Annotated in this window: 24 protein-coding genes; 14 read left to right on the forward strand and 10 right to left on the reverse strand. The window is 61.1% G+C overall.

The features are described 5' to 3' along the window. A complete protein-coding gene (locus tag RCF49_RS12545) occupies positions 1-225 on the forward strand; it encodes a DUF2274 domain-containing protein (protein WP_342640221.1) in 225 nt (74 codons plus the stop codon). A gap of 388 nt (positions 226-613) precedes the next feature. Here RCF49_RS12545 and RCF49_RS12550 read toward each other — a convergent pair whose 3' ends face one another. Then, positions 614-1,492 carry a LysR substrate-binding domain-containing protein gene (locus RCF49_RS12550; RefSeq protein WP_342640222.1) on the reverse strand — a complete coding sequence of 293 codons (879 nt, stop codon included), beginning with the start codon at positions 1,490-1,492 and terminating at the stop codon, positions 614-616. A gap of 215 nt (positions 1,493-1,707) precedes the next feature. On the opposite strand from RCF49_RS12550, the gene RCF49_RS12555 reads away from it, so the two are divergent. Continuing rightward, a complete protein-coding gene (locus tag RCF49_RS12555; RefSeq protein WP_342640223.1) occupies positions 1,708-2,541 on the forward strand; it encodes an NADP-dependent oxidoreductase in 834 nt (277 codons plus the stop codon). Positions 2,542-2,775: 234 nt separating this feature from the next. Continuing rightward, on the forward strand, positions 2,776-3,585 hold the full coding sequence (locus RCF49_RS12560; protein ID WP_342640224.1) for a methyltransferase domain-containing protein: 810 nt from the start codon (positions 2,776-2,778) through the stop codon (positions 3,583-3,585). A gap of 267 nt (positions 3,586-3,852) precedes the next feature. Here RCF49_RS12560 and RCF49_RS12565 read toward each other — a convergent pair whose 3' ends face one another. From RCF49_RS12565 to RCF49_RS12580, 4 genes are all read right to left on the reverse strand, one after another. Continuing rightward, positions 3,853-4,875 (reverse strand): LysR family transcriptional regulator, encoded by a 1,023-nt coding sequence (locus RCF49_RS12565; RefSeq protein ID WP_342640225.1) that lies wholly within the window; start codon positions 4,873-4,875, stop codon positions 3,853-3,855. Positions 4,876-4,954: 79 nt separating this feature from the next. After that, complete coding sequence (locus tag RCF49_RS12570) at positions 4,955-6,097, reverse strand: serine hydrolase domain-containing protein (protein WP_342640226.1); 1,143 nt, start codon at positions 6,095-6,097, stop codon at positions 4,955-4,957. Positions 6,098-6,266: 169 nt separating this feature from the next. Next, entirely contained in the window at positions 6,267-6,980 is a 714-nt protein-coding gene (locus RCF49_RS12575; RefSeq protein WP_342640227.1) for a Vgb family protein, read from the reverse strand. A gap of 159 nt (positions 6,981-7,139) precedes the next feature. Continuing rightward, positions 7,140-7,547, reverse strand: a complete 408-nt coding sequence (locus RCF49_RS12580) for a carboxymuconolactone decarboxylase family protein (RefSeq protein ID WP_342640228.1) — start codon at positions 7,545-7,547, stop codon at positions 7,140-7,142. Positions 7,548-7,620: 73 nt separating this feature from the next. Here RCF49_RS12580 and RCF49_RS12585 point away from each other — a divergent pair, with 73 nt between their 5' ends. Beyond that, positions 7,621-8,514, forward strand: a complete 894-nt coding sequence (locus RCF49_RS12585) for a LysR family transcriptional regulator (RefSeq protein WP_342640229.1) — start codon at positions 7,621-7,623, stop codon at positions 8,512-8,514. A 130-nt stretch (positions 8,515-8,644) separates the two neighbouring features. Here the strand turns inward: RCF49_RS12585 and RCF49_RS12590 are convergent, their stop codons facing one another. Then, positions 8,645-9,472 carry an oxidoreductase gene (locus RCF49_RS12590; protein ID WP_342640230.1) on the reverse strand — a complete coding sequence of 276 codons (828 nt, stop codon included), beginning with the start codon at positions 9,470-9,472 and terminating at the stop codon, positions 8,645-8,647. Positions 9,473-9,567: 95 nt separating this feature from the next. Between RCF49_RS12590 and RCF49_RS12595 the strand changes: the two genes are divergently transcribed. Beyond that, on the forward strand, positions 9,568-10,467 hold the full coding sequence (locus RCF49_RS12595; RefSeq protein ID WP_342640231.1) for a LysR substrate-binding domain-containing protein: 900 nt from the start codon (positions 9,568-9,570) through the stop codon (positions 10,465-10,467). 60 nt (positions 10,468-10,527) lie between these two features. Beyond that, complete coding sequence (locus RCF49_RS12600; protein ID WP_342640232.1) at positions 10,528-11,052, forward strand: DMT family transporter; 525 nt, start codon at positions 10,528-10,530, stop codon at positions 11,050-11,052. A gap of 174 nt (positions 11,053-11,226) precedes the next feature. Here the strand turns inward: RCF49_RS12600 and RCF49_RS12605 are convergent, their stop codons facing one another. Then, positions 11,227-11,625: a hypothetical protein gene (locus RCF49_RS12605; RefSeq protein WP_342640233.1), complete on the reverse strand. Its 399-nt coding sequence runs from the start codon at positions 11,623-11,625 to the stop codon at positions 11,227-11,229. Positions 11,626-11,750: 125 nt separating this feature from the next. Here RCF49_RS12605 and RCF49_RS12610 point away from each other — a divergent pair, with 125 nt between their 5' ends. From RCF49_RS12610 to ftsH, 8 genes are all read left to right on the forward strand, one after another. Then, positions 11,751-12,377: a winged helix-turn-helix transcriptional regulator gene (locus RCF49_RS12610; RefSeq protein WP_342640234.1), complete on the forward strand. Its 627-nt coding sequence runs from the start codon at positions 11,751-11,753 to the stop codon at positions 12,375-12,377. 218 nt (positions 12,378-12,595) lie between these two features. Next, complete coding sequence (gene ampC, locus RCF49_RS12615; RefSeq protein ID WP_432807283.1) at positions 12,596-13,768, forward strand: class C beta-lactamase; 1,173 nt, start codon at positions 12,596-12,598, stop codon at positions 13,766-13,768. 434 nt (positions 13,769-14,202) lie between these two features. Further along, a complete protein-coding gene (locus tag RCF49_RS12620) occupies positions 14,203-14,685 on the forward strand; it encodes an Hsp20 family protein (protein WP_342640235.1) in 483 nt (160 codons plus the stop codon). A gap of 96 nt (positions 14,686-14,781) precedes the next feature. Further along, positions 14,782-15,288, forward strand: coding sequence for an Hsp20/alpha crystallin family protein (locus RCF49_RS12625; protein WP_342640236.1), 507 nt, complete (start codon positions 14,782-14,784; stop codon positions 15,286-15,288). Between the two features lie 118 nt (positions 15,289-15,406). Continuing rightward, entirely contained in the window at positions 15,407-16,108 is a 702-nt protein-coding gene (locus tag RCF49_RS12630) for an ETC complex I subunit (RefSeq protein WP_342640237.1), read from the forward strand. An 8-nt stretch (positions 16,109-16,116) separates the two neighbouring features. Further along, a complete protein-coding gene (locus tag RCF49_RS12635) occupies positions 16,117-16,440 on the forward strand; it encodes a DNA-directed RNA polymerase subunit omega (protein ID WP_342640238.1) in 324 nt (107 codons plus the stop codon). 28 nt (positions 16,441-16,468) lie between these two features. Further along, positions 16,469-16,834, forward strand: a complete 366-nt coding sequence (locus RCF49_RS12640; protein WP_342640239.1) for an SPW repeat protein — start codon at positions 16,469-16,471, stop codon at positions 16,832-16,834. A 68-nt stretch (positions 16,835-16,902) separates the two neighbouring features. Next, positions 16,903-18,741 carry an ATP-dependent zinc metalloprotease FtsH gene (gene ftsH, locus RCF49_RS12645; RefSeq protein WP_342640240.1) on the forward strand — a complete coding sequence of 613 codons (1,839 nt, stop codon included), beginning with the start codon at positions 16,903-16,905 and terminating at the stop codon, positions 18,739-18,741. 158 nt (positions 18,742-18,899) lie between these two features. Here ftsH and RCF49_RS12650 read toward each other — a convergent pair whose 3' ends face one another. The 3 genes from RCF49_RS12650 to RCF49_RS12660 form a co-directional block, all read right to left on the reverse strand. After that, positions 18,900-20,258, reverse strand: a complete 1,359-nt coding sequence (locus tag RCF49_RS12650) for a tyrosine-type recombinase/integrase (RefSeq protein ID WP_342640241.1) — start codon at positions 20,256-20,258, stop codon at positions 18,900-18,902. Positions 20,259-20,714: 456 nt separating this feature from the next. Next, positions 20,715-22,232: a thymidine phosphorylase family protein gene (locus RCF49_RS12655; protein ID WP_342640242.1), complete on the reverse strand. Its 1,518-nt coding sequence runs from the start codon at positions 22,230-22,232 to the stop codon at positions 20,715-20,717. Between the two features lie 14 nt (positions 22,233-22,246). Then, a complete protein-coding gene (locus RCF49_RS12660; RefSeq protein WP_342640243.1) occupies positions 22,247-23,605 on the reverse strand; it encodes an MBL fold metallo-hydrolase in 1,359 nt (452 codons plus the stop codon). Between the last annotated feature and the right edge of the window lie 3 nt (positions 23,606-23,608).

The raw sequence follows: 23,608 nt of genomic DNA on the forward strand, positions 1-23,608 counted from the left end.
ATGACAAAACTTAAGCTGGCCGCTCTCGAAGATGATAAGCCTGTCAGGGTATCCTTCGATCTTCCGGCAGAAGTGCACCGCGAGCTCATCGCATATGCCGACGTCCTGGGGCGAGAGACCGGCAAGCCGATTTCCGATCCCGTGAAACTTCTTCCTCACATGATCCGGCGTTTCATCGCAACAGATCGGGGGTTTGCAAAGGCACGCCGGCTAGGCAGGTCTTGACCGCCAATGGGAATGTCTGCGACTTCACCATGCGGGCAACTACCGATCATTCAGCTTCAGTGCGTCCTTGCCTTTACATGCGGGCAGGCGTCTGGTCCGCCTTCATTGATTTCGCGAGACTAACAAATCGCCGCAGGACGGGATTGTCGTTGCCAGGGAGCCATACTCCCGCGGTCGGAAGTATGTCCTCTTCGCCGATAACGGGTTTAAAAAACGGGGCGACGCTGGTACAGCGCGTCGGTGCCTGATCGCGAGACCTGCAAGAGACAGTTCGCTATTGGATTGGCGGCACTCTCAATCATTCCCGTCCAGCCTTCGCCGCGAAGGAATGATTCGAGGAAAATTGCGCCTGGTGAGGATAACGGCAGCGGGTGGTTTTTGCCTGAGTCTACGAGTATTCCGAAGCCGCGAAACGCGCCACCAGGAAATCCATGAACGCCTGCACCTTACGGCTGACGAGCCGGCGCGACGTATGCAAGGCCCAGATCTCCACCTCTCGCTTTGGTACTGCGCCCCAAGACGCCAGCCGTCCAGCTGCCACCTCATCGGCCGCCAGGGTGTTGGGCAACAGGGCTACGCCGACCCCCGCCAAGACCGCGTCCCTCACCACGAGATACGACGGTAGTCGCATCACCGGGTAAGGTTCGACAGTGCCTGTCCATCCGTCCCCTTCCAGATGCCAGATAGCATCCTCCCGTTCGGCGGCCACGACCACAGCGGGGAAACGGGTGAGTTCGCGCGCGGGCGGGCGCGACAAATCGGGCGTCGCGACCAAGACCATATGGTCGCGCATGATACGCCGGCCGAGCAGGTCACCGTCTACGGCGCGGGGGTTGACGCGGATGGCCACGTCAAAGGATTCCGCCATCAAATCCACGTAGCGATCCTCGGCGACCGCCTCGATACGCACCTCGGGATAGCGGCGGCAGAAGTCCGCCGCGAGCCGGCCCAGCTGGCTGTGCGAGAACAATATCGGCGCTGAGACGCGCAACACGCCGCGCGGCCGGTCCAGCCCCTCAGCGATCATCCGCCCCGCCTCTTCAACCTCGTTCAGCAGATCGGCCGTCCGCTGGTACAAGGCCGCGCCGTCCTCGGTCAGGCGAAACCGCTTTCCGTCGCGCTCGATGAGGCGCACCCCCAGAGCATTTTCTAGTTCCCGTACCCGCCGCGACAAGGTGGCCTTGGGACGACCGGTGCGACGGCTCGCGCGGCTAAACCCGCCATCGGCAGCCACCCGGTTGAAATCTGCCAGCGCATCCAGGTTCACGAGGTCGTTCCAAGTTCGGGACGAAGTGTCCCAAATCTAGCACTTTTGGCTCCAGTTGGGAACGCTTACCTGACCAAAATCGGGCGGCGCGCTCGCCCCTGTGAAAACAGGAGTCCGTTGTGCAAACCAATCGCGCATTCCGCTTGCATGCTTATGGTGGTCCAGAAGGAACGCGGGTGGATGTCATCCCCAAACCGACGGCAGGAGCGCACCAAGTGCTGACCCAAGTGAAGGCCGCGGGTGTGAACGGAATAGACTTCAAGGTTCGGCAGGGCTTTGTCCGCGACGCTTTCCCCTTGTCACTGCCCGTAATCCTGGGGAGTGAAATGGCCGGCACCGTCGTGGAGGTCGGTCCGGAAGTCGAAGGTTTTGAGCCCGGTGATCGCGTAATGGGCTGGCTCGCCGGATTCGGCGCCTTTGCCGACTATGTGGCTGTCGATGCAGTCAAGCTTGCGCGCACGCCTGACGGGCTAAGGGATGTTCAGGCCGGCGCAATTCCACTGGCAGCGCTGGCGGCGTGGCACCTGATTCACACCGTGGGCGATGTACGTGCGGGCCAGACCGTGCTGATCCACGGAGCTTCGGGCAATGTGGGAACCTTCGCGGTTCAGTTCGCCAAAGCCGCAGGGGCCAGAGTTCTAGCGGTGACGGCTAACACCGGCATTGCCGCGGTCGCAGCGCTCGGGGCCGATCGAGTGATCGACCGTCAAAAAGAACGGTTCGAGGAGGTCGCGAGGGGCGTCGACTTGGCCGTCGACGTCGTTGGCGGCGAGGTGCTTCATCGCACGTGGGCAGTCATGGCGCCCGGTGGCCTGGTCCTCTCCACAGTCACTCCCGAGGTTGCAAACGCGCCCGACGGCCTACGAGGACAATTCTCCATGACCCAGCTCGATACTCCCCATCTCCAGGCTGTGGCCGATCAAGTGGCGGCAGGCACGCTGAAGTTTTCCGTGGGCGAGGTCGTGAGTCTGGCCGAGCTGGCTCACGCCATAGACCGCAACTGGAACGGCCGCGCGCAGGGCAAGATGGTGGTGGACTTCAACCGTTGACCCGCCGGTTGCAGCGGCTCACGGCGTGCCTCGTCTCTCTCCGCCTGCGCACCGGCAGCTTCAGCTTTCATTGAATCGGCGGACAGCGTCTGCGCTGCCATCGCATCCGCCTCCCGCTGATCCTATGGGCGGAGATGTGCGGAGGACTGCCGCATCGCTTTGTCATTCTGCCAATCGCCACCAGCCTTAGGCTTCGATCTGTCACGCGCGAAAAAACAAAAGGGATCTTTTTCTATGCCCGATCTTCATGCTGGATTTAGTGACCCGCAACGCGTGGATGTCTCTGCGCTCGTGGATTTTCTCAAACGCGTCGACAGCTATTCCCCGGTTCAGGCCATCCACGAAGCGATGCGAAGGATGCTCGAGCTCCGGCCGGGAATGCGGATATTAGACGCGGGCTGTGGCATCGGCCTGGAGGCGGCGCGGCTCGCCCGCATCCATCCGGAGGTCGAGTTCGTCGGCCTGGACCAGAACGACGAACTGCTGGCGATCGCGCGGCGCGTGCAGCTTCCGAACCTTTCGTGGGTCCATGGGGGCCTCGAGAGCGCCGACCTGCCGGAGGCCGGGTTCGACGTGATCCGCACTGCGCGAGTACTGATGTATCTGCGCGACCCGCTCTTCGGACAGGTGTTAGACAGGTTTGTTCGGCTACTGCGGCCAGGGGGTCGGCTGGTGACGTTCGAGCTCGATTACGGCGCGATAATCCTCCCCAAGGGTCGGCACGACGACCACGTGGTGCACGGGCTGACCGCCAGAATGGAGCGCGCAATGCCGCAGCCTTGGTGCGGGCGCAGGCTTCCCGATGAGCTTGTGACGCGTGGAATGACCGACGTCACGGCTGACCCATTCGCGGTTTCCGTGGACGCTCCAGTCTGGATCCGCATTGTCCATGACACATTGCGCGAAGCGCTGCGGCAGGAGGCAAACGAGCCTCCTGAACTCGTGGCTTGGCTCGACGACTATTTCGCCCGCGTGGACGAGGCGCCTCTGCTGGCGGTGATCACCGGCATACTCACCGCCGCCCGCGTCCCCCGATCCCGATAGAGGCGAGGTGATGCATCGGCAGAAAATGGCATCACTTTGTCATGGCACGAACGCGGCGTGAGAAGTGGTCGAGACGATCGGCAAAGCTGCCGGCAGAGCCCACGTGATACAGGCCGACGTGTCGAAGCCGTTGAGATCGCCCGACTGTTCGAAGAAGCCGAGGCCCCTTCGGCGGGTTGGACATTGTCGTTGCGCGAGCCTACCGGAACCCAACGCCTGACTAGCCAAAAAGAGGTGGGAAGTCGGATCGACGTATATCGTTCGAACTTAGGAAGAATGTGCCCGCGCACCTCTCATGGCGCGAGCTAGACTTACGAAGCGTCTGAGCGCCGGATTATCGTTCCCTGGCAGCCATACGCCAACCGTGGGGAGGAGATCTTCACTGCCTCCAATCGGTGTAAATCGGAGGCCAGGAAAAGGCGTCGCGATGGCGGAATCGCTAGTCAGCGTGACACCAAACCCCATTGCCACCAAGTGAAACAAGCTCTCTCGACAAACTGAAAGTCGTCTCACCTGAGGCTGAGTTCCCAGCGTTGCGAGCCGCCGAATGAGGTAGTCATGGATCTCGGGACCAGGCTCTTCGCGGCTAACGATGAAGCGCTCCTCCTGAAGATCCGACCAATCGATGCTGTGACGCGACGCAAGCCGATGGCCTTCCGGCAGAGCACAGTAGACGTATTCATGCCAAAGCAGTTCCACATCACAATCCGATAGCTCTGGGACACCAGTAAAGAACGCTATGTCCAGACTTCGATCGCGTACTTGCCGAATCTGATCGCGCGAGCCTCCGTATGCGACATCAACGGTGACGCTTGGATGGACGCTTACGAACTCAACTAGCAGATCGCGAAGAAAGCCTGTCGCAAGGGAGCAGAGAAACCCGACCCGCAGAAATCCGCTTGAGCCGCTCCCCGCGCTTCGTGCAAACTTCACAGCATAGTCAAGGTCGCGTAAGGCAGCTTTGGCTTGTAGAATGAATTGCACGCCGGCCGCAGTTGGCCGAACCCCGGCGCGATCGCGCTCGAATAAAGAAACTCCAAGTTCGTCCTCAAGCGCACGGATTCTTCGACTAACAACCGACTGATCCGTACCAATGATGTTCGCAGCACGTCGAAAGCTTCGCTGCTCCAGAGCCACGATCGAATGCAAGATCGCGTGGAGGCTGATCCTCAGGTGCATCACCGAGGCAAGGAAACCCTGGCCGAGTGCGGCAATCGCATCGTCCTTTCCTGCTCGCAGCTTGCCGCCCACATCAAGATCCTTCCGCTCCATCCGGAAGATCTCTGCCATCACCGATGGTTAAGCACAAAATCCCCAGAATCTGCGGATTGCTACGCAGATCCTGCTGATTGCCCGATAAGAGCTCACGTTAGCCGTAGACTGCATCTCGAATGTCAATCGTGAATTTCCCGGTCATGCCCTCGAACGTGGTGTTGGTGAGTGCGACCACAGAAAGACCATTTGCTCGATCGATGAACCACTTGTGCCCGTAAGCTCCGCCCCATTGGAGGGTACCCGGGGCTTGCGGAGAGCCAGCCGCGGCTGGGTCCACAAGCACGGCCCAGCCGTAACCGAAGCCCCAGCCAGGACCCTGCGTTTCAGCTTGGGGGCCTACATGCTCCATAGTCATCGTCTTGATCGTCTCAGCTTTGAGGATCGGTGCACCGCCGGTTCGGATTGCCTCGAGAAAGCGCAGAACATCGTCCGCGGTCCCAGCCATCCCGGCACCTCCGGAGGGATAGGATTGCGCATCAAGGATGCGCGACGGCGCGAAAGTCGCAGCAAGGCCGTACAGCGAAACGGCGATGCCGTCAGTCATTCGCACCGGCTCAGGATGGCCATCTGCGTACGGGACGGCCAATCGGGATAGGTCGACGACTGAGAAGCCCGTGTCTTGCAGCGAAAGCGGGGCGGTGACTTTCTCTCGGACGATCTCCGGTAAACCTCGCCCGTCGATCTTCTCCAGAATGCCCCCAACGATGTCGATCCCGAGCGAATAGCGCCAGCTCGAGCCTGGCTTAAAATACAGTGGCGCGACAGCAAGACGGGAAAGGTTCTCATCAAGCGACAAACCCGGCTGATCAAGGCCGTCAGAGATGTGCAGCTGGTGATAGGGACCGTCCGCCGGCTCAAGGAAGCTGTAGCCAAGACCGGAAGTGTGGGTCAGCAGGTGATGGATTGTAATCGCGGGCCTCGACCCATCCGGCAGCGCTGGACGGAAGTTCGGAAGCCACTTTGTCACGGGAGCGTCGAGCGTGAGCAGCCCTTCCTCCACAAACCGCATTGCCGCTGCCGTCACGATCGGTTTTGCAATCGACGCTAGACGGAAGATCATGTCCGGGCGCATCTCTCTCCGCGCTTCGCGATCCGCAAACCCTGCCGCCTTTCGATAGATGACCTCTCCATGTTGCGCCACAAGGACCACTGCGCCGACTATCCGGTGCTCAGCCAAGGCTTTCTGGAGCGCAGTATCGAGACGGGCCGATGTGGGGGATACTTGAAGACGAGTCATGAGCTAAACCTTTTCTATGCGTACTGTAGAAGCCGCCGTGCGGCGGGTTTGGCGTCGTGGACCGCACCGGCACATCCGCGGTCTCGGGAAAATGCGCCGACCGGCAATCGTTCTTTGTTGAACGGAACGTGTCAGCAGCAGCTGCTGGCCGGCGCTTTGCAGGGCCGAGTTATGACTCCGGTATGCGGACCCGCCAGATCGTTCCGTCGCCCCACGTCCCAACTAGCAGCTCATTCGACGGTGTCAGCGCCAGGCCAACAGGCTTGGAGAGACCGCTGGCAATCACTGTCGAGCGATTGTCACCATGGACCTCGCGAACCACGTCGGCGCCGTAGTCGACCGCAAAGACGCGGCCCGAGGGCGTCGCGACAATTCCAGCCGCAGGAGTCGCAAAACCATGCCGCGCTGTATGGGTTTCGCCGTTCGGCCTGATTCGTGTGATGCCACCACCGTAGTTCGCGACAACGTAGCTGCCGTCCGCAGCCTGGGTTACGCCGGCTGGGTTGGGGAGATTGCGTGCCAGCACCGTTCTGCGGCCATCTGCGTCGAGGGCAATGACTTCGCCGTCGCCACGATTGGCCACGACCAAGCGGCCCGCCTGATCGAACGTCATCCCGACCGGGGTTGAGAGGCCTGTTGCGAAAACCGCACGGCCTCCTTGTTGATCCAGCCTCAAGACCTGGTTCTCATTGAAGAGAGCGACATAGACGTGGCCGGCTTGATCCACGGCGACACCGGAGGGGCTCGCCAAGCTGTCGGCGAAGGTGCTGCGTTGGCCACGCGGATCGATCCTCTCGACGCTGCCGCCCGCCCAATTTGCGATATAGAGGCTTCCGTCAGGCCCATAGGCCATTCCGACTGGCGAGCGGAAGCCGCGCTGCATTGCCGCTGGTGCCGCATCTCGTGTTGCCGTTCGAGCGTCATCTTGCGCTTCCACAGCTGTCCCGACCCCAGCAAGCACGGCGGACAGAGCAAGTGCGCAACCGGCGACGCTGCACCTGAAAGACCAATTCCTCTCTCTCTTGCCCATCAAAATGTCCTCCTACGCGGCCCCTGCCTTCGACGTCGCCTCAGCAAAGACTTCCTTTGCCGCAAACAATCCGTTCAGAGCCGCGGGGAATCCGGCATAGACAGCCATTTGCATCAGGATCTCGACGATCTCGGAGCGCGTCACGCCGACATTGAGGCCAGCTTGAATGTGAACCTTAAGTTGAGGCAATGCGTTGCCGAGGGCCGCAAGTGCGGCAATCGTGGCGATCTCTCGGTCGCGCAAAGAAAGTCCGTTCCGCTCGTAGATGTCGCCGAACGGAAACTCCACGAGATATCGGGCGAAGTCTGGGGCGATATCGGCCAGGCTTTCGACAACGCGCCTTCCGCCGTCGCCGTCGATGGCAGAAAGATTGCGCATGCCTCGCTCAAATCGAATGTTGTCACTCATGAGCACCTCCATGTGTAGTTTTCCAGGAGCACGGATGCTTGCCCCCGCAGATAAGCCATCCCAAGTTCGCTAAGAAGCGGATGAATTGAACGACGATCTTTCAAAAATGACCGATCCTGCCTGGCCTGACCTACAAGCGTTCCTGGCAGTCGCCCGCACCGGCAGCCTCGCCGCGGCCGCGGCACATTTGGGAACGAGCGCGCCTACCCTCGGACGACGAATTCAGGCGCTCGAGGACCAACTTGGGCTTCGCCTCTTCACCAAGGGGACCGCTGGCTATCGGCTTACCGAGCCAGGAGAGCAGCTTCTGAAGTCCGCCGAGGCAGTGGAGCAGACGGTACTCGCATTCATTCGACATCGAGACGCCCTCACACAAGATGTGGCTGGTACTGTGCGGGTGGCTGCGCCGGAGACGATCATCACGCATTTCTTGGCCCCAAACCTGCCGGAACTGCACACCCGTTTTCCCCGCCTCTCGCTTGCGTTCACGACCGGCGCTGCATTGGTGAACCTGCCGAGACGAGAGGCCGATATCGGCATTCGAATTGGGCAGCCAGGCGAGGACCAATTGCTCGCACGCAAGATTGGAGAGATCGCTTTCCGGGCGTACGCTCCGCGAGTTTCGAGCATCGTCGCGAAGAGCAAATGTGACTTGAGAACGGTCCCGTGGATAGGTTGGGGCGAGGAGTTCGCCACCCTCGCCATTGCGCGTACTGCGTACGAAGTCTTTGATCCAGCACGACAGATCTCCGGAGCTAGCACGATGCAGCTTCAACTAAGTCTCGCAAAGCAGCTCGGTGCGGCGCTGCTCGCGCCGGACTTTGTGGGCAGAGCGGACCCGGATCTATGCGAAGTACTCGACATAACCTTTCTCGTTCAGCCGCTGTGGCTCGTCAGCAGCGCGGAGTCACGAGGATCTGCGCGTGCCGAAGCCGTCATCGCTTGGATTGTGAGTTCGGTACGGAGCCTAAATCACTAAGACAGCGCAAATTAGCTCGGTGAGGATGCTGCACCTCTGGCTATTGCCAGTGGCTGGACCGTCAGCGCAATCCGAAGGCGAGGCCGTTGCAGTGCTGCCCTCGTTCATGCGTGTTTAGTGCGATTGTCAGTCAAAGCCGCGTGTCGAGGGCGACCTGCTCCCAGGTCTTGAGTTCCGCAAGCAACTGTTCGGCATGCGTGCGGATAGAATCCACGGCGTCGCGACCGAGTTGAAGCCGAAGCGGCGTGTGCGGGGAGGCAAGTGCTCTTGCCACCGCCGCGGCCGCCTTCGCCGGATCGCCTTCTTGCGTCCCGTTCATGCTGTGCGCCATGCTGCGGGTATCCGCCACGATCTCGCGGTAGGCCTCCAAGATTGGCATGTGCTTCATTCCCGCGCCGGCCAGATTTGTGCGAAACGCACCGGGCTCAACGATAAGCACCTTGATCCCCAACGGCGCCAGTTCGAGCGCCAGGGCCTCCGACATGCCTTCCAGCGCGAACTTGCTGGCGCAGTAGGCACTGAAGCCCGCCATGGAAAGCTGACCGCCTAGACTTGAGATGTTGACGATCGCTCCACTGCGTTGCGAACGCAGGGTGGGCAAGGCAGCGCGAGTAACCGTTACCGCGCCAAAGAAGTTGGTTTCCATCAGCGCTCTCAACTCCGCGTCGGACGTTTCCTCAACCGCACCCACGACGGCGTAGCCCGCATTGTTGATCAGCACGTCAATGCGCCCGAACCTTGCAACGGCGGCCTTCACGGCCTCATCGGCCTCGCTTGGCAGGGTCACGTCCAGCCGCTGTACCAGCACCCGTTCGGGCGCAATCGCTTGGATGGTGGCCAGCTTGCCTGGATCGCGTGCGGTGGCGACAACCCTGTGCCCGTGATCAAGCGCATAACGCGCGAATGCGTCGCCGAACCCACTGGCAGCGCCAGTGATGAACCAAACTTCATTCGCCATGCCGTCTCTCCTCTTAATTTGCTGGGAGAGTGGCACCACCAGGGTCAAACGATAATATGGTACATTTCGTAAATTCCATGCGATAGGATCGTATAATGGACCGAGACCTCCTTTCACATCTGCCAGTCGTTGCCGCCGTGGCGCGACGGCGCAGTTTCGCGGCCGCTGCCGCCGAGTTGAACCTCGGCGCATCAGCCACAAGCCACGCAGTGCGACTCGTCGAAGAGCGGCTCGGATTGCCTTTGTTTGTGCGGACGACCCGGAGCGTCTCACTCACAGAAGCGGGTGAGGCTTTCCTTCAGCGTGCCCAGCCCGCGTTGGATGCCCTGCGTGAGGCGGCGGAGGCGGTACAAGCAAAAAAGGGGCAGATCGGCGGTGTGTTGCGCCTGAATGCACCCCGCACTGCGATGCCGCTCGCGCTCACCCGCATTATCCGCAATCTCGCGGTCAGGCATCCCGAGCTTGTGATCGAAGTGACAACCGACGACGCTGCCGTAGATATCGTAGCCCTCGGGTACGATGCGGGTGTCCGGCTCGGCGAGATGATCGCGGAAGACATGGTAGCCGTCCGTCTGACGCCGCCATTCAAGGCCATCACTGTCGCTTCGCCGGCCTACCTCAAGGCGTCAGGCGAACCGCGAACAATCGCCGATCTTCAGAAGCACAATTGCATCGGATATCGGCTACTGACCAAGGACGCCGTCTACGCGTGGGAATTGTCCCACGCTGGAAAGGACGTCGCCGTGCAGGTCCGGGGAACGGCGCGGGTGACAGATTCGTTGTTCGCGTTGGATCTGGCGCTCGCTGACGTCGGCATAGCGTATGTATTCGAGCCACTGGCGCGAAGACATATCCGAAGCGGCGATCTGCGGTGGATCCTGCCGGCGGCCGCCATCGAGGAGCCCGGCCTCTTTCTCTACTTTCCTCGAGGCGCGTCCGAAGCGCCGAAGCTGCGCGCCTTTATCGATGCAGCGCGTTTGCGAGCGGGAAAGTGAGGTGAATGGACGGTCTTGATCAGCTGCCGAAGAAAAAGAAGCAATGCAAGGAGATCGAAAATGTCTGCATCTCTGAACTTGACCGTCTTAGGTTTAGCATTTCTGGCCGGCGCGGCGCTGCCGGTTCAAGCCGGAGCAAACGCCGAACTCGCCAGGATTCTTGGCCATCCGCTTTCAGCTGCTCTCGTATCCGCTTTGGTGGGTCTCGCTTTCATGCTGCTGGTGATGGTTGCCTTTCGGGCGCCCGTGCCATCACTACCCGGGCTCCGAACGGCGCCGCTGTGGAGTTGGCTCGGGGGCATCATGGGCACAGGTTTTCTCGTGCTCGCAATATTGGCTGCGCCTAAGCTCGGCGCAGCGACGTTCGTAGCCTTGGCGGTGGCAGGTCAGATGTGTCTCTCAGTGCTCATCGACCACTTTGCACTGATTGGATTCGAAAGCCGACCTGCAACGCTGGCCCGACTCGCCGGCATCCTGTTGATCGTGGCGGGCGTTGTTCTTGTCCAGTTTTCTGGACGTGAGCAGGACCGACATCGTGTTGGCGACAGAAGCTCCGCAGCAGCTCACGTGGACCACTCAAGTTAGCGGCCCGAAACGGTACAAGGTGGCGTTGGACGCTTCAAACTCCCGAGCTAAAGGCGCAAGTGTGTGGCCTCATCGCGATCTCGCGCTTGCGGCACCAGCAATCTCTGCGGGAGGCGAGTTCCAAGCAAGTCAACGGCGGTCCGAGCGGGCCGCCGTTCCGAGCGAGCCAACCCGCTAACTGTAAGCCTTCGTTTGTTCTTCAACGCGTTGCTGGTTATCCGCGAGCAGACGACCCTCGTGCGCTACGAGTTCAAGCGGATACTCGTGCATGAAAATCATGAAGTCCGGCAAACGATAAGCGTCGGATACTGCCGCGTTCAGCTTGGTCAGCATGCGCCGCTTCGCGTCAACGTTTGCACCCTGAGGACCATGAATAAAGAGCACGGGCCTCGCCGGTTCCGAGCCCAGGGACCCGTTCTGACTCGCGTTATTGGCATCCCATTCACGGATGAAGATCCGGTGATCATCGGGGAACGGGTAGGCTTCAGTTAGCGCCTCATAAAGTGCTCGTACGAGTGCTCCCTTCGCCTTGGCGTCGATCGCGGTTGGCACGTCGAGATAGCCGATGGGCATGACAGGCTCCTTGGTTCAATCGTTCCTCAAGTTGGAACTTTAAATTCATATAGCATGTAGACACGGAACGCAAGTGCCAGCTATAAAGTTTTATGGCAAAGCGGAGCTACAATCAGTATTGCGCGATGGCGCGCGCCCTCGACGTGATCGGCGATCGCTGGACCCTCATTTTGATTCGCGAGCTGCTACTCGGTCCGAAGCGTTATGGGGATCTTCTGGCGGCGAGCCCCGGCATCGGGACCAACTTGCTCGCTGACCGCCTCAGACAAATGGAGGGGCAAGGCCTTATCGCCCGGACCACACTTCCTCCCCCCGCCGGCTCAACCGTCTACCGATTGACCGAAGTCGGGGCCGGGCTGGAGACGGTCGTCCGAGCGATAGGCCGCTGGGGGGCCAATCTGATGGGGCCTCGCCGGCCAGAAGAGTTGCTGTCGCCGGGAGCTTACTTCATCGCTTTACGGGAGCGGTTTCTACCTGAGCGGGCCGTCGGTTTAGACGAAGCTTATGAATTCCGGGTCGACGGGCGCGTTTTTTGGGTGCGAGTCGAGGATCAACACTGCACGACCAGTGAAGGCGAAGGCGGACAGGGCTCACCTGTTGCTGCATTCGCGATGAGTGTGGACACGCTCAATGACATTTTTTTGGGGACCCTATCGGCATCTGACGCGATCCAAGGCGGGAAAGTCGGCGTTACCGGCGATCCTGAGGCGCTGGCCCGTTTCGAGCACATGTTCTCGCCGCCCGATGCGTGATTCCACTGGTTCATCAATATCCGCCCAGCGTGCCTACTGCATTTCGCGACGAGTCTCGTACCACTGGCTGCCAGCGGATGGCTATCGGCCGGACGTTCAGGGATGGCGAGGGCACACCCGCCGTCATCAGAAATTCTAGCCCGTCTTACCAACCGCTCTCACCGCTTCAGTACGGCTCATAGCTCCTCACACATCTCCCGACATTAGCAGGATAGCAGTTGATCATGATCGCACGCGTGCTCGGATTGCTGACAATAACCATAGTTGTGTACGGGCTGCTGCCGGCCCCAAGCTACTCCGACGAATATTCCGACAAGCTCGCCATCGCAGTGGAAAGTGCGTTCCGCCCGCTTTTGCAGGCGCATGATGTCCCGGGAATTGCCGTCGCCGTCACAGTGAACGGCCGCCGGCAGTATTTCAGCTACGGCATCGCCTCGAAGGAGAGCAACGCGCCCGTGACGGAGGACACACTGTTCGAGATCGGCTCGGTCAGCAAGACGTTCACCGCAACGCTCGGGGCTTACGCGCAAGCGCTCGGCTGGATGTCGCTCGAGGATCATCCGTCGAAATACATGCCACAGCTGCACGGCCGCGCCATCGATCAGGCAAATCTGCTTCATCTTGGCACCTACACGGCGGGTGGGCTGCCACTTCAATTCCCTGCCGCGGTGGCCGATCACGCGAGGATGGTCACCTTTCTGCAGCAATGGAAGCCATCCGCCCCGCCAGGCGCACAGCGGCGGTATTCAAATCCCAGCATCGGAGTGTTCGGCCATATTGCCGCGCTTGCGATGAATGGCGATTTCGCAGACTTGATGCAAAGTCAGCTCCGGCGAAAGCTCGGCCTCAATCACACTCACATCCGCGTGCCCAAGGCAGAGATGGGTAAGTACGCCTGGGGCTACAAATCGGGCAAGCCGATCCGGGCGGCACCCGCAGTCTTTGATGCTGAAGCCTATGGCGTGAAATCGTCGGCCGCCGACATGATCCGGTACGTCGAGATCAATATCGACCCCAGGTCCCTCGAGCCCCGGCTGCGACGCGCGGTCGAAAGTACGCAGGTCGGATACTTCAAGGTCGGCGAGATGGTGCAAGGGCTTGGCTGGGAGCAGTACGCTTGGCCGCTCGCGCTGGAACAGTTGCTGACCGGTAATTCGGACAGGATGGTGTTCGAAGCCAATGCAGCGACCGCGCTTTCGCCGCCGCTCGCACCTTCGGTGCCGACGCTGTACAACAAAACCGGGTCCACCAGCGGCTTCGGTGCCTACGTCGCTTTCGTCCCGGCGAAGCGGATCGGCATCGTCATGCTTGCGAACACGAATTTTCCCATATCGGCGCGCATCACCGCAGCACATGCGGTGCTGGAGGTGCTCGCCGCGGGAGCGCCGTAGCAATTTGCGAGCACTCGCGCTGGGCTCGGGACAATGGGATACACGACCCCAACCATTGATAGGATCGGCAACGAGGGCATCAAATTCGTGGACCACTATGCCGAGCCATCCTGCACGGCTAGTGTACCCCGCCTTCGCGAGTGAAGGGAGATGGGCACACCTCCGCAGGCATGTCGAGCGCGGTTCCAGATTGCGCCGTTTCAACCGAGCGGATGAGCGCGGCAGCAGCGAGCAGGACGGCTGGGTGCTGGCTAGGTCGGTGGAGCACTCAGCCGCCTGCTCACGGCTTGCCGGCCACCAGCCTCTTGAAGTGGTAAGCGTCTGAACTACATCGGAAATGCCGGCCGCCAGAAGGGGCCGGCTGGTCGAGCGGGTGCGAACGCCCGGCGACCAAAGATGCCTTGTATCCATGTTGCTCAATGGAGGATGTGGCTATGAGAACCGCTTTCGACTTTGCTCCACTGTTCCGATCGAGCGTCGGCTTCGATCGAATGCTGGATTCGCTGGAATCCGCGAGCCGCGTTGCGCCGATCGACAACTGGCCCCCTTACGACATCGTCAAGCTCGGTGAGGACGACTACCGCATCAGCATGGCGGTGGCCGGATTCACGCGGGATGACCTGACCATCACTCAGGAGCAGAACATGCTGATGGTTGCGGGCCAGAGGTCGAGCAATGATGAGGCGAACGGACAATACCTGCATCACGGTATTGCCAGCCGCGCCTTTCAGCGCCGCTTCGAGCTTGCCGACCACGTGAAGGTCGTCGGCGCCAGCCTCGTTAACGGTCTACTCACCATCGACCTGAAGCGCGAGCTTCCCGAAGAGATGAAGCCGCGCCGCATCGCGATCGCCTCGGGCGAAGCGCTACCGAAGGTGGAGACCAAGCAGATCGAGGCCGAGAAGCTGGCCGCCTAAAGGCATTCCCGTCAGCGGGTTCCTCAAGGCGCCCGGCAGCATGCCGACGCCGACGGGAGAGCCTTGCAAACTGTCAGGAACAGAAAGGAGGTAACCATGAGTGTCCGTGATCTGATCCCGTGGGGCCGCTCCAACAACCAGGTTCCCACCGTGTTTCGAGACGATGATCGCAACCCGTTCCTCTCGCTGCATCGCGAGGTGAACCGGCTGTTCGACGACGTCTTCCGCGGCTTTGACGGCCGTCTCCCGACGTTTGGCTCGCTGTCGTCGTTCAGCGGAGCTTGGCCGAGCGTCGAGATCTCCGAGACCGAAAAGGAGATCAAGGTGACGGCCGAGATTCCCGGCCTCGAGGAAAACGACATCGAGGTGCTGCTCGACGACGGCGTGCTGACGCTGAAGGGCGAGAAGCGCTCCGAAACGGAGGACAAGGACAAGCAGTTCTCTGAGCGCTTCTACGGCCGCTTCGAGCGCCGCATCCCGCTCGGGATCGAGGTCGAGGAAGACAAGATCGACGCGCGTTTCAAGAACGGCGTGCTGAACATCGTGCTCCCCAAGAGTGCGAAGGCCCAGTCTCAGGTGAAACGCATCGCGATCAAGAGCTGACGAGTCGAGTCGGGCCCGGCGGCGGCCGCGTCAGGCGTCGCCCGGCCCGCATCCTTCGCCAGTCAGGGAGGGATGAACGATGATGCAGGAATATATCAGGCAGGCAGAAAAGAGAGGAATGACCCGGGTAACCGCGGCATGGCCCTCCAACGATAACCGACGCGCCCCGACTGCAATGGGGCGTTCGTGGTTCCCGGAGGATGCGATCGCCCGGATTTACAAGCCTTCCCGATCGGTCATGACATCCGGCAAGGCACGGACGATGGGCTGGCGGCTGACGTTCGAGCGGCGCACAGCGCCCTTCATCGAGCCACTTATGGGCTGGACGGGCGGCGACGACACGCTGACCCAGGTCGAGCTCAGCTTCCCGACGCGGGAGGCGGCCATTCGCTACGCCGAGCGGCAGGGTCTCCGCTACACGGTTCAATCCCATAATGGCGCGGCGGATAGCAAACGGCGCGCGGCGGGCTCAGCGCGTGCCTTCTCCGATGCGACGCTGAACAAACTCGGCCTGAAAGACCTTCAGAAGAGCTATGGGCGCGCGATCGATGGCGCCGCAGATCGCAACGATCCTTCGGGCCCTGAAACTTGGGGGTCTCCGCTGGATGTGGTCCGTGATCGCACGCTGTCGCTCGGTGCGAAGCGCTCGATCCTCATCAACTGGGCCTTCACGGAGTACCTGATCGATCAGGCGACCAACGAGGGCATGCCGGAAAACAACCGGCCTTCGCGCCTCGACGAGGTCGAACAGGCGCTCCTCGCGCTCGAACGCGAGGTCGCGGAAGACCAACGTGCGTCAACTGCACGGAAAGCGGCATAGGTGCGGCCGTGGACCCGTTCGTCGTCTTCGATTGCGCAAAGGTCCTGCCGAACAGGTTCGCGCTGACGCTCGCGGCCGCTGCACGCGGCCGCGCGCTTCGCAGGGGAGCAGAGCCGCGTTCGGACCGGCTGGCGGCCGGCGCGGGCGACCTTGCGCTCCACGAGATCGCGGAGGGCGCATTCACCCGGGCCGAGCTCGGATTGTTTCTCGAGGAACCGAGCGGACCGCAGCTCCTTCCTCGTCCTTCGGCACAGGATCCAGATCTTCGCGGTGGCGCTTCCCCAGAGAGCGCCGCCGCGCCCGTCTCCCGTTTCGGAGAGACGGCTCATTGATGACGCACACAACGACAAGGAGAGATGAATGCTGAAGTTGCTGTCTTCGAATAGCCGGCCGGCGATCGATATCGTCAACATCGTTGCCGGTCTTGGTCTCTTTCTGTCTCCCTGGTACCTCGCGTACACGGGCGAGGCCTACGCCGCGTGGAATGCCTGGATCATCGGCGCCGTGGTTGCGCTGATCGCGATCGGCGCGCTGCTGGCGTTCCGTGAGTACGAGGAATGGGCGAACCTCGTCCTCGGTCTGTGGTCGATCATCGCGCCTTGGGCGCTCGGCTTCGCCGCTGTGACGGCTGCGGTGTGGTCCCACGTGCTCGCCGGCATTGTCGTCGCGGTGCTCGCCGCCAGCAATGTCTGGTTCATCCACAATCGTCCGCTGTCGACGGCCTGAAACAGGCGTCCTGGCGGGTCCGGGATCACCGGGCCCGCCTTACGGTCGGAGAGACGGGAGCGGCGATCATGGAGATGAACAAGAAGACCCAATTCAATATCGGCTACTGGATTGTCGCGTTCTTCATTCTGATGGCGTTCCAGTATTTCTTTGCGACAGCCACGCAGGTCGCCCAAATTCCGTACAGCCAATTTGAAGCGTATCTGAACCAGGGCAAGATCGCCGAGGTGGCTGTTTCGGACCGATTCATACAGGGCCGCTTCAAGGAGCCGATCAACGGGCGGCCCATGTTCATCACGACCCGTGTCGAGCCCGACCTCGCGCGCCAGTTCCAGAGCCATGGTGTGGTCGTCACCGGCCAGATCGAAAGCACGTTCTTACGCGATCTCCTGTCATGGGTCGTCCCGGTCCTCGTGTTCGTCGGCGTGTGGATGTTCATGCTCAAGCGCACGGGCGGCGACCTTGGCGGCGGGCTGATGCAGATCGGCAAGTCCAAGGCCAGGATCTATGTCGAGAAGGATACCGGGGTGACCTTCGCCGACGTCGCCGGCGTCGACGAGGCGAAGGATGAACTGAAGGAGATCGTCGACTTCCTCAAGGACCCGAAAGGCTATGGCCGGCTCGGAGGCCGCATGCCGAAGGGCGTGCTCCTGGTCGGCCCGCCCGGCACCGGCAAGACGCTGCTCGCCAAGGCGGTGGCGGGTGAGGCGGGCGCGCCGTTCTTTTCGATTTCCGGCTCGGAGTTCGTCGAGATGTTCGTCGGCGTGGGCGCAGCGCGTGTGCGTGACCTGTTCGAGCAGGCGCGCGCCACGGCGCCCGCCATCATCTTCATCGACGAGCTCGACGCGCTCGGGCGCGCCCGCGGCATCGGGCCGCTCGCCGGCGGTCATGACGAGAAGGAGCAGACGCTGAACCAGTTGCTTGTCGAGCTCGACGGATTCGATTCATCGACGGGTCTCGTGCTGCTGGCCGCGACCAACCGGCCGGAAATCCTCGATCCGGCGCTGCTGCGCGCGGGCCGCTTTGATCGCCAAGTGCTGGTGGACCGGCCGGACAAGGCTGGGCGCATCCAGATCCTGAACGTCCATCTGAAAAAAGCTAAGCTCGCGAATGACGTGGAGGCGGAGAAGATCGCGGCGCTCACGCCGGGCTTCACCGGCGCGGACCTCGCTAACCTCGTCAACGAGGCGACCTTGCTCGCCACCCGCCGCAAAGCCGATGCGGTGGCGATGGATGACTTCAACAACGCCATCGAGCGCATCGTCGCGGGGCTGGAGAAGCGCAACCGTCTGCTCAACCCGAAGGAGCGCGAGATTGTCGCCTATCATGAGACGGGTCACGCGCTCGTCGCTATGGCGCTCCCCGGCGTCGATCCGGTGCACAAGGTCTCAATCATTCCGCGTGGCGTTGGTGCGCTCGGCTACACGATCCAGCGCCCGACCGAAGACCGCTTCCTGATGACGCGCGAGGAGCTGGAGAACAAGATGGCCGTGCTCCTCGGCGGCCGCGCCGCTGAGAAGATCGTCTTCGGCCACCTCTCCACCGGCGCCGCCGACGATCTCGCCAAGGTCACCGACATCGCCCGAGCGATCGTCACTCGCTACGGCATGTCGGAAAAGCTCGGCCATGTCGCGCTGGAGAAGGACCGTCGCTCCTACCTGGCCACCGACCAGCCGTATTACGGCCCGCAGGAGCGCTCCTATTCCGAGGAAACCGCGGCCGCGATCGACGAGGAGGTCAAGCGCATTGTCGACGAGACCTTCGAGAAGACGGTCAACCTCCTTTGCGAACGCAGGGACGCGCTCGAGCGCATCGCCCGCAGGCTTCTTGAGAAAGAGACGCTCGACGAAAGGGAAATGGCCGCATTGGCCCGTCGGAAAGCGGTCGTAGCGGCGACCACGGCATGACTTAGCACTCGTGGTAAGCTTGCAAGAACGGGTGAAGGGATGCCTTGCCGACATCCGTAAGGCACCCGTTGTGCGTAGCGGATGACAGTATGGGAAGGTAGATGCCGACCGGCGTGTCGAAGACGAGGTATCGGCGCTATTGATCGCGGAGCCATATTCTACGCCGCTAAACGATCTTCAATACTCGGGCGGTGATCCTGTTCGCCGACGGCACTTCGCAGGAACTGATCGAGCGCTGCCCGTCGCGAAGTCCGGTCCAAGGAATAAGCTGTCTGCTTGAACTGGATCCCGTCCAGAAGTCCTTGGATGTAGCCGGAGATGGTATCGGCAGCCATGATCAGCGCCGTGTCGAGCGTGTGAATGTATTTGCTCGTGACCGATCCCTTGGCGTGGCCGACGAGCGCCGCGATCGTCATCTCCGTGAAACCGAGATCGTTGGCGATGCTGGCGAAGCTGTGCCGCAGAACATGCGGCGTCACGTCGGCGAGTGGCGAGTGCTTGAAGATTTGCTCCCAGTGGTTCGGGAAGCTGCCGAAGGCGTTGTCCTCTCCCTCGCCGGGAAACACGTAGGTGCCAACATCGTCAGTCCGCCGCTGCTCGAGATACTCCACGACCGGCAGGCCGATAGCGCGAATGGACTCACCTTCCTTGCTGTCCTCCAAGCGCAAGCAGCTCGAGTGCGTGTCGGCCTCGGTCCACTTCAGCCGGATCATTTCGCTGCGTCGGCAGCCGGTCATCGCGATCTGGCGAATGATGTCCACCGTCATGGCGTACTTTTCTTGCCTGGCGGCGTCGCGCAGCATCTGCCCGGGAGTGCGGTATTCCGCCTCCGAGAGCCGGCGCTTGCGCACGTTGTCTTTTGGCTTGCGGAGGCCGTGAGCCGGGTTGACCTCTATGATACCTGCCTCAACCGCGTAGGTGAGGATACCGCCGAGCAATCCCACCGTACGTGTCGCCGTTCCCACGCCGCCGCGGACGATCGCCTTTCCACGAAGCTTTTTAGTCTTGACCGATACGCGCGTCTTTCCGGCCATGATGTCCTTGAGAACTTTGTTTATGTCGGCCTTGGTAAGGTCCTTCACCCGCCGCGTGCCCAGGAGGGGAATGATGTGACGCTCGATCCGGCCGGTATCGGTGAGCACGGTCGTCGGTTTTTTTGGCCGCCCGCCCTTGCCCAGGATCAGTCCCGCCCGTAGGTCGTCAACATAGCGAGAGCACAGCTCCTTCACGGTGAGCGCCTTGTGGTCCAGCTGGCGTTCTTCGGCCGGGTTCTCGCCCTGCGCGACCCGGCCGAACTGGATCTTGGCTTCCTGTCGTGCGGTCTCAGGCGTCCAAACACCGTGAAGTCCTATGGTGTAGCGACGCGACCTGCCTTTGCTGCGGTACTGAATGACGTAGCTGCGCTTTCCTGAGGTGAAGACGCGCAGGCCAAAGCCTGGCAGCTCGTCATCCCAGATCACGTAATCCTTCTCGGCGGGTTCGGCGGCATCAACAACCCGCTTCGAGAGCTTAGGCATGGCATTCCTCCCTTCCAATGCCGATCTCTCGCGTAAGCACCACGTAAGCAGGTGGGCGGAAATCGGAGCGGGGTTTGGGATAGGAACGTCGCCTCTTGTTTTTGGAATATCCAGTTGTTTCAGACGGATAGCGTACCATGGCGTGCCCTATCGTATAATTCGGACGGGCAGCTTAAATTGCTCCGAAGGCAAAGGTCGGACGTTCGAATCGTCTCGGGCGCGCCAATAATTTCAGATATTTAGCGGTCTATCTTAGATGCGATCGTTTCGCGTCGCGTAAGCAATTGGCGGAGTAATTTAGCGTAGGCAGGCTCCGTGCGGGCCGCGGCATTGCAAGTACTCACCACGCAAATGACCAAGTGACCGAACATCTCGCCGATATCAATCACATCAGCGAGGATCCACATGAGCTCCCGAAAAACCGCCTTAGCGACGCTCAGCGATGGGTTCGCGCGGTTAAAGCGGCGCCACCTTCACGATGTCCGGATTCCGCTCGGCAAATTCCTTTGCGTAGGCTAACTCGCCCTTGGTATCGGCATGAATGGAAAGCATCGTCTCGCCTTTAAGAACTGACTGACCGAGCTTCACGTTCATCAACACGCCGGCTGCCTTCGATTCAGGAGCTCCGGCGAGCTTGGCAAGCCGGGACAGCCTGCGGTTATCGATCGCAGAAACACGCCCGGCATGGGTCGCCTCCAGTGGGCTCACGAGTGAAGCGCGCGGCGGTTTGCGCATTCCGCCCTGCGCTTTGCAAATCGCCGTAAACTTCTTCCATGCCCGGCCATCGGCGAGCGTATCCGCTGCCAAGACGATGCCTTCGCCTTCTTTTGCCTTGCCGCCGATTTCCAATGCCGCCCCGGCAAGTGCAATGGCGCGCTGGCGGAGATCGTCCGGCGCCTCAGGGGAGTTATTAAGAACGGCTAGAACATCATGGGCCTCGAGCGCCGGCCCTATGCCGCGTCCAACGGGTTGCGTTCCATCGGTTTGGATACATGTCGCCGTTATTTCGAAACGGATGGCAACGGCGCTCATCCGTGCCGCCAGACGCGCAGCATCCTCCTTGGTTCTGACTTTCGCCGTCGTTCCGACAGGAATATCGATGACGACGTGAGTAGAGCCCGCGGCAATCTTTTTGGACAGAACCGACGCGACAAGCTGGCCTTCAGTGTCGACGTCGAGTTCTCGCTCAACGCGGACAAAGATGTCATCGGCCGGGCTCAGATGAACCGCGCCGCCCCAGGCGATGCAGCCGCCTTCGGATTCGACGACCCGCCGGATTGTCGTAATGTCGAGATCGACTGGAGCCAGCGTCTCCATCGTGTCGGCGGTGCCCGCAGGCGACGTAATCGCTCGCGACGATGTTTTCGGCATGACGAGCCCATGCGCGGCAACGATAGCGACAACGATCGGTGTCGTACGATTGCCAGGCAGGCCGCCGATGCAGTGCTTGTCGACGACAATCGGCGCATCCCAACGCAGCTTTTCGCCCACGCCAACCATGGCGTCAGTCAGGTCTACAACTTCGGCTTCATCGAGTGGCAAAGCAGCGCTCGCTGTAAGGAAGGAGGCGAGATGAACGTCGGTGTAGTGCCCAGCCACAACGTCCCTGACGATCGAGGTGAAGGCGGGCGCGTCGAGCCTGTTTCCGTAGATGCGCCGGCGCACGCTCGCCAGCGATTCAAGTGCAGGCGCATGCGTGACAGTTACAGCCTCGCCCGGTGAAACGCCCAGGATGGACCAAGCCGTCTCCGAAAACGCCACCTCATCGATCGCCAGCATATCGCTGCCTTCGACCTGAAACAGGGTCGCTTGAACGTGACGATCGCCGCTTTTCACCAGCACCTGAGATCGGGCAGCGAGGCCTTCCGAACGGCAGACATGACAATCGGTTCGCATAATGACGACGGCCTGATGCTGGGTATGAAGACCGAGGCGCTTGGCGCGAAGCACCGGCTGCACCGTTTTGCCCGACATGTCATGATATCCCGTCATAGATCGAACACCTGCTCCTGGCGGGGGACGATGGCGTTCCAGGAAAGCACCCTGTCGATGCGAACACGCAAGGCCTCTGCCGCATCATCTTCACCATGAACGATGAAGACTTTCGACGGCTTTCGCCGGAAGCCCGTTAGCCAGCGCATCAACTCGTTCGCGTCCGCATGCGCCGAGAGCGGTCCCAGATCGTCAACCTCCGCTCCGATTGGAATCCACTCTCCGTGAATATTGACCTCCCTGGCACCCTGCAGCATCGCACGCCCGCGCGTACCGGCCGCCTGGAAACCGGAAAAGAGCACGGTGTTCTTCGGATCGGGCGCGAAGGCTTTAAGATGGTGCAGCACCCGGCCACCGGTCGCCATGCCGCTGGCGGATATCACGACCTTCGGGTAGCGGCTCGCGGTGATCGCCTTGGATTCATCGACCTCCCTCGTATAGGTCGCAATCTTGCAGATCGCATCGCAAACGTCAGGCGACAGGCGGTGGTCCTGCCGATGCGCATGAAGCAAGTCCGTCGCATCGATCGCCATCGGACTGTCGAGATAAATCGGAATGCGCGACAGGCGACCTGCCGTCTTCAGTTTCCAGAAATGGTAGAGCAGCGACTGTGCCCTGCCCACCGCAAACGCAGGAATGACGACAGTGCCGCCGCGCTGGACCGTGCGCTCGATGACAGTGCCAAGAAGCTCCGTGGGGTCTCCGGGCTGATGAATGCGATTGCCATAAGTCGATTCGACGACGACGTAATCCGCGTCGAGCACCGGCTCGGGATCTGGCAGCACACTATCGTCGTAACGGCCAAGATCGCCCGAGAAAACCACGCGCTTGCCTGACCAGGCGACGTCAGCGGTCGCCGCACCGAGAATATGGCCAGCATATCGGAAAGTAAGGACTGCGCCTCCCGGCACTTCAATCGGCTTGCCAAAAGGAAGCGGGTTGAACAGCTCAAGCGCGCGCTCCGCATCACGAACACCATAGAGGGGCAGCGCGGGTTTGTGCTTTGAGAACCCTTTCCTGTTTGCGTATTCGGCGTCCTTCTCTTGCAAATGACCGCTGTCTTTCAGAATAAGCTCCGCAACATCGCGTGTGGCGCTGGTTGAGAAGATCGGGCCACGAAAGCCGTCGCGCACAAGCTTGGGGAGATAGCCGGAATGGTCGAGGTGCGCGTGCGTAAGTATGACTGCGTCCAGGCTGGAAGGCGGAATAGAAAGCGGAGCCCAGTTCAGGTCGCGCAGGTTCTTCAACCCTTGAAAGAGACCGCAGTCGATCAGGATACGTTTGCTTCCGTTGGTCAGCAGATGCTTGGAACCGGTAACGGTGCCAGCACCGCCAAGTGAAGTGAGGGTGAACATGGA

This window comes from Rhodoligotrophos sp. CJ14, from assembly GCF_038811545.1.
Lineage (GTDB): Bacteria > Pseudomonadota > Alphaproteobacteria > Rhizobiales > Im1 > Rhodoligotrophos > Rhodoligotrophos ferricapiens.